At 62.0% G+C, this 12,511-nt stretch carries 11 protein-coding genes; 6 read left to right on the top strand and 5 right to left on the bottom strand.

All coding sequences use genetic code 11. From position 1 onward, the window contains the following. The first annotated feature begins 177 nt into the window (after window positions 1-177). The 3 genes from AC5ZG5_RS29905 (at window position 178) to AC5ZG5_RS29895 (ending at window position 3,498) form a co-directional block, all read left to right on the top strand. Window positions 178-936: a GntR family transcriptional regulator gene (locus AC5ZG5_RS29905; protein ID WP_456644005.1), complete on the top strand. Its 759-nt coding sequence runs from the start codon at window positions 178-180 to the stop codon at window positions 934-936. A 5-nt stretch (window positions 937-941) separates the two neighbouring features. Then, the gene (locus AC5ZG5_RS29900) at window positions 942-2,177 is read left to right on the top strand and encodes an amidohydrolase family protein (RefSeq protein WP_456644004.1); all 1,236 of its coding nucleotides are present in this window, start codon (window positions 942-944) and stop codon (window positions 2,175-2,177) included. A 100-nt stretch (window positions 2,178-2,277) separates the two neighbouring features. Beyond that, complete coding sequence (locus tag AC5ZG5_RS29895) at window positions 2,278-3,498, top strand: mandelate racemase/muconate lactonizing enzyme family protein (protein ID WP_456644003.1); 1,221 nt, start codon at window positions 2,278-2,280, stop codon at window positions 3,496-3,498. A gap of 30 nt (window positions 3,499-3,528) precedes the next feature. Here AC5ZG5_RS29895 and AC5ZG5_RS29890 read toward each other — a convergent pair whose 3' ends face one another. From AC5ZG5_RS29890 to AC5ZG5_RS29880, 3 genes are all read right to left on the bottom strand, one after another. Beyond that, entirely contained in the window at window positions 3,529-4,647 is a 1,119-nt protein-coding gene (locus AC5ZG5_RS29890; RefSeq protein WP_456644036.1) for an extracellular solute-binding protein, read from the bottom strand. 14 nt (window positions 4,648-4,661) lie between these two features. Next, window positions 4,662-5,816: a CaiB/BaiF CoA transferase family protein gene (locus AC5ZG5_RS29885; protein ID WP_456644002.1), complete on the bottom strand. Its 1,155-nt coding sequence runs from the start codon at window positions 5,814-5,816 to the stop codon at window positions 4,662-4,664. A gap of 197 nt (window positions 5,817-6,013) precedes the next feature. After that, window positions 6,014-6,790 carry an IclR family transcriptional regulator gene (locus AC5ZG5_RS29880; protein WP_208824636.1) on the bottom strand — a complete coding sequence of 259 codons (777 nt, stop codon included), beginning with the start codon at window positions 6,788-6,790 and terminating at the stop codon, window positions 6,014-6,016. A 200-nt stretch (window positions 6,791-6,990) separates the two neighbouring features. Here AC5ZG5_RS29880 and AC5ZG5_RS29875 point away from each other — a divergent pair, with 200 nt between their 5' ends. The 3 genes from AC5ZG5_RS29875 (at window position 6,991) to AC5ZG5_RS29865 (ending at window position 9,698) form a co-directional block, all read left to right on the top strand. Beyond that, entirely contained in the window at window positions 6,991-7,464 is a 474-nt protein-coding gene (locus AC5ZG5_RS29875) for a MaoC family dehydratase (protein WP_456644001.1), read from the top strand. Continuing rightward, entirely contained in the window at window positions 7,446-8,855 is a 1,410-nt protein-coding gene (locus AC5ZG5_RS29870) for an MFS transporter (protein ID WP_456644000.1), read from the top strand. The genes AC5ZG5_RS29875 and AC5ZG5_RS29870 overlap by 19 nt, the downstream gene beginning before the upstream one ends. A gap of 72 nt (window positions 8,856-8,927) precedes the next feature. Next, the gene (locus AC5ZG5_RS29865) at window positions 8,928-9,698 is read left to right on the top strand and encodes an SDR family oxidoreductase (protein WP_456643999.1); all 771 of its coding nucleotides are present in this window, start codon (window positions 8,928-8,930) and stop codon (window positions 9,696-9,698) included. A gap of 64 nt (window positions 9,699-9,762) precedes the next feature. Here AC5ZG5_RS29865 and AC5ZG5_RS29860 read toward each other — a convergent pair whose 3' ends face one another. Together AC5ZG5_RS29860 and AC5ZG5_RS29855 are read right to left on the bottom strand one after the other, a co-directional pair. Then, on the bottom strand, window positions 9,763-10,998 hold the full coding sequence (locus AC5ZG5_RS29860; RefSeq protein ID WP_456643998.1) for an ABC transporter substrate-binding protein: 1,236 nt from the start codon (window positions 10,996-10,998) through the stop codon (window positions 9,763-9,765). A gap of 171 nt (window positions 10,999-11,169) precedes the next feature. Further along, entirely contained in the window at window positions 11,170-12,426 is a 1,257-nt protein-coding gene (locus AC5ZG5_RS29855; RefSeq protein ID WP_456643997.1) for an MFS transporter, read from the bottom strand. Window positions 12,427-12,511 lie beyond the last annotated feature (85 nt).

Raw genomic sequence — 12,511 nt, 5'->3', positions numbered from 1 at the left:
TATGCAAGCCAGATGCCAGCGCGGCTTTCCTACGGAATCAACGCGATTAGGGGAATCGGTACTGCTCCGGCGGATTCTTTTTAGGCAATCGGCTCATCAAAGTGCATGCAATTCGTGCGCACAATTATTGGACGCCTGTGCTAAGAATCGGCCCGCAAGCACTTACGGGACCAACCGATGGCGCCGCGCGCGGCCAGCAAGACTGCTGAATCGTCCGACAAGGTCAGCGTGATCTGCCGCGCGCTCCGCCGCGCCATCATCGAGCAGGCGCTGGAGCCGGGCGCGAAGCTACCGGAAGATTCGCTCGGCGAGCGTTTCGGCGTCAGCCGCACCATTGCGCGCCATGCGCTCGGGCAATTGGCGGCCGAGGGGCTGGTCGAACTGCGCCGCAACCGCATCGCCGTGGTGGCGACGCCGAGCTGGCAGGATGCGCGCGACGCCTTCGATGTCCGGATTCAGCTCGAGCGGCTCGTGGTGCGCCATCTCGCCGGCAAGCTCACCAAGGCGCAGATCGCGGAATTGAATGCGCATGTCGATGCCGAGGACCGTGCGCGCGGCGGCTCGGACCCGGTCTCGATCCGGCTTGCGACCGAATTCCACATCCTGCTCGCGCACATGACCAACAGCCCGATCCTGATCCGGTACGTCAGCGAGATCGCCTATCGCTGCTGCCTGACGCTGTCGCTGTTCAGCCGCCCGCATTCCTCGGAATGCGCCATCAACGAGCATCGCGCGATCATTGCGGCGCTGGTCAGGGGCGACGAGGAGAAGGTGATGAGCCTGATGCACAGCCATCTGGACTCGGTGGCGGGCCGCGCGCTGGTTACTCCGGTCCCGCAGCGCGGCCGCGATTTGCTCGATATCCTTGCCCCCTATGCCGAAGAGGCGGAGGGTGGCCGCGTCGTGAAACTGCCGAAGGCGGCGCGCGGACGCTGACGACGATGCGAACCGCCTTCGATCTCCTCTTCCGCAATGCGCGCACGCGAGGTGCGAGCACGCCGGTCGATATCGGCATCGCCGGCGGCCGGATCGCGGCGATCGAACGTCATCTCATCTGTGAGACGGCGGAAATCGATGTCGGCGGCAAGCTCGTGCTGCCAGGCTTCGTCGACACCCATATCCATCTCGACAAGGCCTGCCTGCTCGGCCGCTGCGCCCATGACCATGGCAGTGTCAGCGAAGCCATCCGGGCGGTGGCGGCGATGAAGCGCGATTTCACCGTCGAGGACATCTATGCTCGGGGCGCGCGCGTGATCGAGCGCGCGATCACCTTTGGCACGACGCGGATGCGCACGCATGTGGAGATCGATCCGCGCATCGGCCTGCGCGGCTTCCAGGCGATCAAGGCGCTGAAGCGCGATTATGCCTGGGCGATCGATATTTCCCCGTGCGTGTTCCCGCAGGAAGGGCTGACCAACGATCCCGGCGCCGAGGAATTGCTGATCGCAGCGCTGCGCGACGGCGGCGAGGCGATCGGCGGCTGTCCCTATGTGGACACCGATCCGAACGCGCATATCGAGAAGATCTTCGATCTGGCGCAGGCGTTCGACGTCGACGTCGATCTGCATCTTGACTTCGACCTCGATCCGTCCTGGTGGCATATGGAAGAAGTGTGCCGCCAGACCGAACGCCGGAACTATCAAGGACGCGTCGCCATCGGCCATGCGACCAAGCTCTCGGCGCTGCCACCGGATCGGCTGAAGACGGCGACCGAACGGTTGGCAAACGCTGGCGTTGCGGTCACCGTCCTACCCGCGACCGACCTCTATCTGCTGGGGCGCGACGCGACACATAACGCGCCGCGTGGCTTGACCGTCGCGCACAAACTCGTCACCGACGGCGTGCTCTGCTCGGTCGCGACCAACAATGTGCAAAATCCGTTCACGCCGTTCGGCGATGCCTCGCTGCTGCGGATGGCCAATTTCTACGCCAACATCGCCCATGCCAAGGTCAACGAATTCGACGCCTGCCTCGATCTGGTGACGGACCTCCCTGCCCGCCTGATGAACCTGCGGGACTACGGCATTAGCATCGGCAATCCCGCTGACATCATCGTGCTCGATACCGATAGCGGCCGCGCCGCGATCGCGGAATTGCCCGAGGTGCTCATGGGCTTCAAGGGGGGCCGCCAGACCTTCGAACGGCGCCGGCCAATGCTGTTTCCGCCAAAGAGCTAATCGCAACCTGCCGACCTGGATTGCCGCTGATGTGATTGACGCGCCGGCCGTTCCATTGTTGTTATCGGCTCAACGAAACAACAACGCCGGGCAGGAAACCATGGGCAAGTCGTCCAACATCAGAAGCATCGAAACGCTCGCCTGCGATGCCGGCTGGCGGAATTACCACTTCGTCAAGATCACAACCGAAGACGGTGTCGTCGGCTGGAGCGAGTTCGACGAGGGCTTTGGCGCACCCGGTGTCACCGCCGCGATCGAGCGGCTGTCGACGCGGATCATCGGCAAGAACGCGCTGCAGCACGAGCGTATCTATGCCGAACTGTTCTCCGCGACCCGGCCGGCCGCCGGCGGCGTGGTGGCGCTGGCGCTCGGCGCGATCGAGAACGCACTGCTCGACGTCAAGGCGAAGGCGCTCGGCGTGCCCTGCTACGAGCTGCTCGGCGGCAAGATTCGCGACCGCATCCGGGTCTACTGGTCGCATTGCGCGACCTGGCGCATCAACCATCCCGACTGGTACAAGCCGGCCATCACCGACCTCGACGGCGTCAAAGCGATCGGCCGCGAGGTGCGCGAGAAGCGCTTCACGGCGCTGAAGACCAACATCTTCGTTTATACCGACGGCAAGCCGCAGGGCTGGCGGCCCGGCTTCGGCGCGCCGTTCGAGCCCGAGATCAATGTCGACCGCACGGTGCTGCGCAATCTCTGCATGCATTTGGAGGCGATCCGCGACGGCGCCGGGCCCGATGTCGATCTCCTGCTCGATCTCAATTTCAACGCCAAGACCGAAGGCTATCTGAAGATCCTGCGGGCGATCGAGAAGATGGACATGTTCTGGGTCGAGATCGACACCTTCAACCCGCAAGCGCTAGGTTACATCCGCCGCCAGAGCCCGCATCCGATCTCCTCCTGCGAGACGCTATTGGGCCTGCGCGAATTCCTGCCCTACTTCACCGAACAGGCGATGGACGTCGCGATCATCGACACGCCCTGGAACGGCGTCTGGCAATCGATGAAGATCGCGAACGCCGCCGAACATTTCGAGGTCAACGTCGCCCCGCATAATTTCTACGGCCACCTCTGCACCATGATGAACGCGCATTTCTCCGCGGCGGTGCCGAACTTGCGGATCATGGAGACCGACATCGACCGGCTCGCCTGGGACCATGAGCTGTTCACGCATGTCCCTGAAATCGTCGACGGCCACCTCGTGATTCCGGACCGGCCAGGCTGGGGTACCGAGCCGAACGAAGAAGGCCTGCGCGCGCATCCGCCGAAGGCCAAGGGTGGACTGCTGAGTTACGGGCAGGCTGGGAAGAAGTAGGCCGCGCTTCGAGACTGCGCAGCCGACCTCTTAGGGTTCGATCGAAAGATCGGCCTCGAACAGGCGATTGAGGTCACCGATCAATGCAAGACCATTTTCGCGCGCTCTAAGCGCTGAGTTGATCTGCTCTGACGCCGCCGCCTGGAACGCCATATAACCATGGTATCGCGGCCGAACATAGGATCCCTCTAGCGTCGCGCGTGTGCTCCGATAAAACTCGGCGGTCGCGCTATTGACCACCGGATCGTCCCAGGCGGTTGCATGTCCGGGCTGGCCGCCGGCAGCGGCGTAAGGTCCGCGCTGCACCTCTGCGCTTGCGACCCAATAGGCGAAATCGATCGCGTGCATCGCGTGCGACGTCTTGGCGGAAACGGCAATTCCGGTACCGCCAAGCGCGGCGCCAATCGGCTTGCGCGAGCCGATCGTCGGGATGTTGGCGAAACGGATCAGTCGTCGGCGGAAGGCAGTCTGGGCGTAGGACACGTAACCGTAGATGAACGGAACGCAGTCGATGTCCGAGGCATCATCGACCATCCTTTCGAACACCGCGATCGGATCGCGATCGAGGTCCGCGGGATCGATCAATTCGGCAAGTTCGCGAATCCTGCGCCACACTTCGAGGCCCGTCTCGGCATCCACGAACCGGGAACGTTCAATGCCGCATGGCTGGCCGAGATGCGCTGCAAGCGTATAGAACACCATGAGGGAATGCGGCGGCCGGAGCGGAAGTGCCACTCGCCCGCGCCGCGCCAGTTCCATCACTTCGGTGAAGTCCGACGGAGCTTGCGCCAGCCGGTCCGGTCGAAACGCCTGGACCTGGGTGGCCGCATCGATCGGAAACGCCCATTGTCTTCCATTCCACCTATATGAAAGATACGACGGGCCGACGGATGCGGCTTCGAGCAAAGTCCGCTCCGCCGCCCGGCCGGTGACATCCAGCGGCAGCAGGCACTTCTCCTCGGTGACTTGCCCGACATGCGGATGATCGATCACAATCAGATCATAGCGCTCGGCGAGCTCCATCACCGGGAAGCTTTCGAAGTCCTGAAGCGAACGCTGCTCCCAGGTGATGTTCACTCCGCTGCGCCGTCGCCATATCTCCGAGCACGCGACCAGCGGGTCGTAGCCGCGCGGATGGCTCCACGTCATGCCCTTGAGATGGATCACAGCCCGAACTCCCGGCGGAGGACGGCCGAATGCTGACCGATCTTCGGCGCCGCCTGATCGCCCTTCGGCCTGAAGCCGTCGAAACGCAGCGGCACGCGCGTGGTCCGGATTCTGACATCCTCGCGCGACACGGTTTGCAGCATATCAAGCGACTTGAAGCCCTCACTCTCCAGCAATTCAGGCCAGGTCAGGACCTTCGCGCACCAGATGTCGGCGGGCTCGAGGATCGAGAGCCAGTCGTTGCTGGTTCGCTCGGCCAGCCGCTGGGCGATGATGGCCTTGATAGCGTCCCGGTCATTGAACCAGCTCGCGGGGTCGTCGCGATAGGGTGCGAGCTCATCCAGCCCGAGCAGGTCGGCAAGCTTCGGGATCGGCGCCATGGCGATCGCCAGGAACCCGTCCTTGGTCGGATACACGCCATATGGCGCGGCCAAATAGGCGTGAGCGCTGCGACGCGCGGAACGGCTGGGCAGTCGTCCGCCGTCATTCAGATGTACCGTCAGCACCTCGAGCTGGAAGTCGATGAGCGCCTCAAGCAAGCTTGTCTCCACATGAGCGCCCTCACCAGTCACGCCGCGGCGGACCAGGGCAGCGAGAATGCCCTGGGCCATCGTCGCGCCGGCCATCATGTCGGCAACCGCAAGCCCGAAAGGGACCGGTCCTTGGGCATCGTCGCCATTCAGCCACATCACGCCGGACCGGGACTGTGCCAGCAGGTCCTGGCCCGGGCGTTGCACCCACGGCCCCTCCTTGCCGTAACCCGTGATGGACGCGTAGACGATGCGCGGATTGAGCGCTCTCACGGCATTGTAGTCGAGCCCGATCCGCTCGATGACGCCGGGACGGAAATTCTGAACCACAACGTCTGCACGCGCGAGGAGCGTGCGCAGCGCCGCCAAATCGTTCGGGTCCTTGAGATCGAGGGCCAGGCTTTCCTTGCCGCGGTTGATCGCGTGGAAGATCGTGGAGTCGCCGCCGATCTCTGCGTCGCTGAGATACAGGCGACGGGACAGGTCGCCGCTCTCCGGCCGTTCGACCTTGATCACCCGCGCTCCGAGATCGAGCAGGCGGAGGCAGCAATAGGGACCGGATAGAAACTGGCTCATGTCGACGACCAGAAGACCTTCGAGGGGAAGCGTCGTTTCGAACATCGGGCCACCTTCTGTCGGACAAGTTCTCGCTCGCAGTGCCGGACTGCTCAAGCGCCCCTGCAGTTGATCCGCTCCGGCGCCATCATTCTTATATGAATATGATACTTACAAATGAATGGCAACCTCGGCGTGACGAATACCGGGCGGGCCAACGCAACCTGAGGGTCACTGGCCGGGCGTCAGGTCGGCGGCGGAATTCAGGCTACGCCCGCGGCAGCAGAAATCTCGCCTGCCGTCGTGAGCAGCATCGCGAGAATGTCGTCTCGTGATGGCGCGTCGTCGCGGTCGAGACGACGAATATGCGGGCAGGTAAGCGCCGCAAGTGGGATTCCGGTCGAGCTGAGAATCGGAGCGGAAATATTGGTGACTCCGGCGGTTTGCTGGCTTGGACGAACCTCGTAGCCTCGCTGTCGCACCTTTGCGATGATTTGCTCGAACCTTTCCGGTAAAGTCTCGCCTGGAATAGGCACTCGCTCGTCGAGCATCAGCTTGCGCTCTGTCTCGGTCACGAAGGCGAGCAAGACGTGGCCCGATCCGGTGTTCAGCAGGCTGATATGCGAACCTACCCGTATCGAGAGCCCCCAATAATCCGGAGCATCGGTCTGTGCGATGACCACTCCGCTGCCCCGGTCATAAACCACCATGTGGCAGGCCTGCTCCGCCTTGCGCGTGAAGCGGCGCATCGCAGGGAGTGCGAGACTTACGAGGCGCCGCATGGGCGGATGCCGATGAGCCAGCCCAAACAGCTTCAGGGACAGTTCGTAGCGATCTTCGCTGGTCCGCACGACGTAGTACCGCCGAACCAGCCGGTCCAGCATCCGGTAGATCTCGTTAGGTGAACGGTCGAGCGCCTTGGCGATTTCGGCCTGCGAAAGTCCCTCATCGGTACTCGACAAGAGCTCGATGATGTCGAGGCCCTTGTCCAGCGCAGGCGCCTTGTAAAGCTCTTCCGTCGTTTCATGTTTCTTCGTCATTGCTCACCCACGGCCCATGGGCGGCGACAATAGCACACGACCGGATTGCCGCCGGCCAGTGCCGCCGACGTTTTCGACGGCTTTTTCGGGGCACTTGACTTTCTTCCATATATGAAAATACTTTCCATATTTGAATAATGGCGGCAAGAGCCTTCGCGGCGTCGCTTGCTGCGCCGGGAGGACGTCAAGGAGTTTCACGCATGATCGTGAGCGAGCTTTTTTTCGAGGATTACCAGATCGGCTTCAGCCGCCGCACCCTCGGCCGCACGATCACGGAAGCCGACATTGTGATCCACGCCGGCCAGACTGGCGACAATTTCCCGCATCATATGGACGCCGAGTGGTGCACCAAGCAGGATTTCAAGCAGCGGATCGCACACGGAACGCTGGTCTTCAGCGTCGGCATCGGCATGACCGCGTCCACGATCAACCCGCATGCAATGTCCTACGGCTACGACCGGTTGCGGTTCATTCGCCCGGTCTTCATCGGTGACACCATCACCGTCAACGCAAGCATCACGACCAAGCGCGACCACGCCAAGCGCGCCGATGTGGGTGTGGTCGTCGAATCGATTGAGATGCTGAATCAGTCCGACGAAACCGTGCTCGTCTGCGAGCATCTCTATCTCGTCAAGCGAAGACGGCCCGGCGACGAGTGCCGCAAACCGCATTGAGACATTGCGCAAGACAACAAAGTTTAAACAAGGGAGGTCCGATGATGTCGCAGAATACCCTGGATTCGCCGCTGGAGAGCGCGATCCGGCGATCCGCATGGCGCTTGCTGCCGTTCCTCATGCTAATGCTTGTCCTGGCATTCCTCGATCGGGTCAATATAGGCTTCGTCAAGCTCGCCTATCAGGCCGATACCGGCATCGGGGACGCGGCCTATGCTTTCGGAGCAGGCATTTTCTTTATCGGTTATGCCCTGTTCGAGGTGCCCAGCAATCTCATCATGACGCGCGTCGGCGCACGCACCTGGCTCGCGCGCATCATGGTGAGCTGGGGACTGATCTCCGCGGCGATGATATTCGCGCGTTCGGACACCGTCTTTTATGTCCTGCGCTTTCTTCTCGGAGTCGCTGAGGCTGGCTTTTACCCGGGAGTGCTGCTCTATCTGACCTACTGGTTTCCGGCCAAGCAACGAGCGCGGGCAACCGGCCTGTTCTATCTCGGCGTCCCCCTCTCACTCGTATTCGGGAGCCCGCTCAGCGGCTACTTGCTGCAATTCGATGGGGTGCTGGGTCTGAAGGACTGGCAGTTCGTTCTTGCGGTCGAGGGATTAGCCGCAGCTTTTGTTGGCATCATTGCGTTCTTCTATCTTTGCGACCGGCCCGCGGAGGCGGCCTGGTTGACGCCGGCGGAGCGCAAGGCGCTGTCCGACGAAATCGCGCGGGAGGAAGCCCTCAAGGCGGGGCAGGTAAAGCATTCAGCCCTCGGTGTGCTCAGGGATGTGCGGGTTATCGCCTTCATCTTGGTCTACTTCTGCTTCCAAGTCGGCACCTCGCCGTTCTCTTTCTACTTCCCCTCAAAGCTCGCCTCGGCCACGGGAGGCAAAGTCGACTTTACGATCGGCCTCCTGCTGGCACTTCCCTGGCTGTGCTCGGCGATCGTCACCCTGCTTGCGACCGCATACGCCGATCAGCATCAGAATCATCGCCAAGTCGCTATAGTGCTGATCATCGCCGGCGTTCTGGCATCGGCCGCCGTCGGATTCACCAACAATCCGATTCTGCTCGTGATCGCCTTCTGTATTGCTGTCCCGGGGCTGACCTCGTCGCAGCCGGTCTTTTGGAGCCTGCCGACGCAATATCTGAGCGGCATCGGCGCGGCGAGCGGGATCGCCTTCATCGTATCCCTGGGCAATCTGGGCGGGTTCTTCTCGCCACAGATCAAGACCTATGCGGAGCAGGCCCTTGGCAACAGCAGCGTCGGCTACTTGGTCCTGTCGGTGATTGCAGCCGGTGCCGCAGTCATCCTGCTGGGTCTGCCGCAACATGAACCGCGCGCCCGCTTCGCGCCGCCCCTCGCCAAATTAGACGCCGCAGCCAGGAAGGATCCTGCCTAACCGCGCAATGCGAAGGCAGGCAAGAAAATCAAAGGATCGGCTGAGAATGCCGGCCGTTTTAAAGAGGGCCAGATGAGCAAACGTCTTGCTGGAAAGACCGCCGTTGTGACCGCGGCCGGAAATGGTATCGGGCGCGCGTCCGCAATGATGCTTGCCGCAGAAGGGGCAATGGTGTGGGCGACGGATATCGACCAGGTCGCGCTCGACGAGTTGAGAAGAGATGCAGACCGCGGCTTGCATCTGCGAGCTCATTGCCTGGATGTGCTCGATCCAGTCAAGGTAAGGCAATTCGCCGAATCGCTCGGACCGATCGACGTTTTGTTCAACTGCGCAGGCTACGTACATGCAGGAGATATTCTGCATTGCGAGGAGAGCGCTTGGGATCTCAGCTTCGATTTGAACGTGAAAGCGATGTACCGCTCCATCCGGGCGTTTCTTCCCGCAATGATCGAAGCCGGCCGCGGCGGCTCTATTATAAACATGGCGTCCGTTGCTTCGAGCGTGAAAGGTGTCCCGAACCGTTGCGCCTACGGCGCCTCCAAGGCGGCCGTGATCGGTCTGACGAAATCCGTTGCGGCGGACTTCGTATCGCATCAGATTCGTTGCAACGCCATTTGCCCCGGGACGATCGAGTCACCTTCCCTGCAAGCTCGCATAAAGGCACAGGCACTGAAGGACGGACTGGACGATGCCGCAGCACGTCAGAGCTTTACGTTGCGGCAGCCACTCGGAAGACTTGGTCGACCCGACGAGGTCGCGGCTCTCGTCACATATCTTGCTTCGGATGAGTCGGCGTTTACAACAGGAGCGATCCACATCATCGATGGCGGCTGGTCAACTTGAGTAGCTCGGTGGTTGGGCCCCGGCTCCAGCCCGGGAGGACGGAGCGGCATTTCATCCCGTACGATCACTTATCGCTAGGCGCGTTCAAAAATGCGCTTTCGACCACATCGCCGATCGGTTGCCAGACATTGCCGTCGAACTGCACCAGTCGCATCTGCTTGATCGGGCGGAAATCGGTCGGGCCGGTGTTGATCGCGATCCCCGGCAGCGCGACCGGATTGAGATAGTTCTTCAAGGACGCAGCCTGGCGCATGATGTTCTCGCGCGACAGATCATCGCCGCACTGGTTCAGCACCTGGACCAGGGTCTCTGCCGCGGCGTAGCCGAAGATGGCGTAGCTGTCCTCCTTGTCGCCGTCGGGATAGTATTTGTCCATGAAGGCCGACCATGCCTTGATCGGCGGGTCCTCCTTCCATGCCGCATCGTCGGCGTCCTTCAGGAAGGATGTCGAGATCACGCCGAGCGCATTCTGCAATCCCGCTGGCCGCAGCGCGCTGGCGATCGAGGCCGAGGCATTGTCGAGGATGAAGACCGGATGCCAATCCAGGTCGGCCGCAATGCGAATGGCGCGGGCGGCGATCGCCGGCGCTCCGTTGAACACCAGTATGTCGGCGCCGGAATCCTTCAATATCTTGATCTGCACCTGGATCGAGGTATCGGACGCATCAAAGGCGAGATCGGCGACGATCATGCCGGCGGTATCGCCGAGACCTTCCTGCAATCCCCTGAACAGATCGCGGCCGAACTGATCGTTTTGCCAGAGCACGGCGATCTTGCGGTCGGGATAGGACGCCTGGATGTAATTCGCATAGATCTGGCCCTCCGCGCGGAAGGTCGGCTGCCAGCCCATGCTCCACGGATATGTCTTCGGATTTGCCCATTCCTCGTCGCCCGAAGCGACGAACAATTGCGGGATCTTCTTGTCGTTGAGATAGGTCCGGGTCGCGAGATTGCTCGGCGTGCCGAATGAGCCGAACATCAAGAGCACGTTCTGCTTCTCGACCAGTTCGCGCGTCTGCTGAAGCGCGGTGCGCGGATTGGAGCTGTCGTCGACGGAGATGAACTTGATCTTGCGTCCGTTGATGCCGCCGCGCTCGTTGACCATGTCGAAATAGGCGGCTTCTGCCCTGCCGATGGTCGCAAAGGCCGCCAGCGGTCCGGTGTAGGGCATGACGTTGCCGATGCGGATCTCATTATCCGCGGCGCCTCCCTCGGACGCCTGCTGTGCGCTGGACGGCGCCCACGCGAGAAGCAGTGCGGCGGCGAGGGACAGCGACAATCTTGCTTTTCTTTGTTGCATCGGCATCGCCTCAAACCTGCTCGAACGGCAGCCTGCTGCGTTTCCCCGCCACAACAATAGCGCGTAAATATGGGCAGAGAAATGAAATGGTGCATTGCAGCGATCTGGCGATCATCGACGGTTGGCGCCGAAAGGAACTCCCATCAGCGCCAACAAAGCGGAGAACATCGTCTATTTTATCGCCACCGCCCGGGACGTATAGATCAAAAACACCACCGTGCCGGCCAGCAGGGCTGCTGCCATGAAGATCATCACGGCCGGCAATCCATAGAGTGCCGCCACGGCGCCGGTTATGGACTGCATCAATGCCGCGCCGAGGAAGAAGGAGAGATTGATCGCCGAAAGCGCCTTGCCTGCGCTCTGGGCGTCGACGAGCTGTCTGGTCATGCCGTAGAGCAGCGGCTGCGCCGAGACGGCAAGACCGATCAGGACGAACAGGACGAGATCATATTGCGGCGGCATGACGGCGACGCCAAACAGGTCAGATATCGGGTAGCCCGGAGCTCCCAGGGCCATCAGGAGAAGCAGCAGCGCCGATACGAGATGGGATGCCGCAACAACGGTGCGCCGGTGGCCGAGCCTGCGATCGATCATGCCGATGCAGACCGGCCCAGCGATCAGCGCCAGCGTGAACATGCCGAGTTGGTTGCCGGCTTCGATGCGGGTGAGCCCCTTGACCTCCATCAGCCACGGGCCGCCCCACAATCCCCTGAGCACGAGCGACGCGGCCAGCGAGACCAGCGACAAGGCGACCAGGCCCCGGAGCTGATGGGACAGGCCGAGGCGCAAGACTTCCATCATCTGCGAAAGCGGCGACGAATCGTCCTTGTGTTCAGCCGGCTGTCTCGGCACCAGCGCGAACACCGCAAGCAGCACCGCGACACCACCGACCGCCGATATCCAGAACCCCGCGCGCCAGCCAAAACGCTCGACCACGAAGGCCAGTGGGCTCGACGACAGCAGCATGCCGATGTTGCCGATCGACAGGATCGCGCCCGACCACAGGCCAAACTTGAGCGGGGAAAGCTGTTTCGCAGCCAGCGTCATCGGGCACATCAGCATGCCTGATGTCGCGATCCCCAGCATGAGCTGGCCAACGAGGAAGCTCCCCGGTCCGGTCGCAAACGCCGATGCCACTGCCCCGAAGATGGTTCCGATGAGCAGGCCCAGGGAGACTGGGCGAACGCCGAAGCGGTCCATCGCGGCGCCGACGGGAACCTGCGATGCGGCAAAGGCGAAATGGTAGATCGAGGTCAGGCTCGCGAGCGTCTGCGGCGGCGTCGCGAAATCGGCGGCCATCAGGTCGAGGCTGATGGCCGGGATCGTCCGCAGCAGGGTCGATAGCATATGGCCACAAGCCAGGGCCAACAGAGCATAAATCAGCGTGCGGGTACTGGACCCCGCATCTTCTTTGGTAACGCCGCCCACGAATCGTCTCGTCTTCCGAGGAATTTCGGGACGGCGTATCACCAATAGGCAGAGAACGCCAATCTCTGCCTAGGTATTGGGCAGT

The organism is Bradyrhizobium sp. Ses1 (genome assembly GCF_059512365.1).
Note: the sequence above shows the minus strand (reverse complement) of the source record. Positions and strands in the feature narration are given on the sequence as shown.

What these genes read in the sequence shown, in the direction of transcription:
- AC5ZG5_RS29875 (WP_456644001.1), top strand. Translation starts at nt 6,991, where the DNA reads ATGATCGTGAGCGAGCTTTTTTTCGAGGATTACCAGATCGGCTTCAGC.
- AC5ZG5_RS29865 (WP_456643999.1), top strand. Translation starts at nt 8,928, where the DNA reads ATGAGCAAACGTCTTGCTGGAAAGACCGCCGTTGTGACCGCGGCCGGA.
- AC5ZG5_RS29895 (WP_456644003.1), top strand. Translation starts at nt 2,278, where the DNA reads ATGGGCAAGTCGTCCAACATCAGAAGCATCGAAACGCTCGCCTGCGAT.
- AC5ZG5_RS29885 (WP_456644002.1), bottom strand. Translation starts at nt 5,816, where the DNA reads ATGTTCGAAACGACGCTTCCCCTCGAAGGTCTTCTGGTCGTCGACATG.
- AC5ZG5_RS29880 (WP_208824636.1), bottom strand. Translation starts at nt 6,790, where the DNA reads ATGACGAAGAAACATGAAACGACGGAAGAGCTTTACAAGGCGCCTGCG.
- AC5ZG5_RS29890 (WP_456644036.1), bottom strand. Translation starts at nt 4,647, where the DNA reads ATGACGTGGAGCCATCCGCGCGGCTACGACCCGCTGGTCGCGTGCTCG.
- AC5ZG5_RS29905 (WP_456644005.1), top strand. Translation starts at nt 178, where the DNA reads ATGGCGCCGCGCGCGGCCAGCAAGACTGCTGAATCGTCCGACAAGGTC.
- AC5ZG5_RS29860 (WP_456643998.1), bottom strand. Translation starts at nt 10,998, where the DNA reads ATGCAACAAAGAAAAGCAAGATTGTCGCTGTCCCTCGCCGCCGCACTG.
- AC5ZG5_RS29900 (WP_456644004.1), top strand. Translation starts at nt 942, where the DNA reads ATGCGAACCGCCTTCGATCTCCTCTTCCGCAATGCGCGCACGCGAGGT.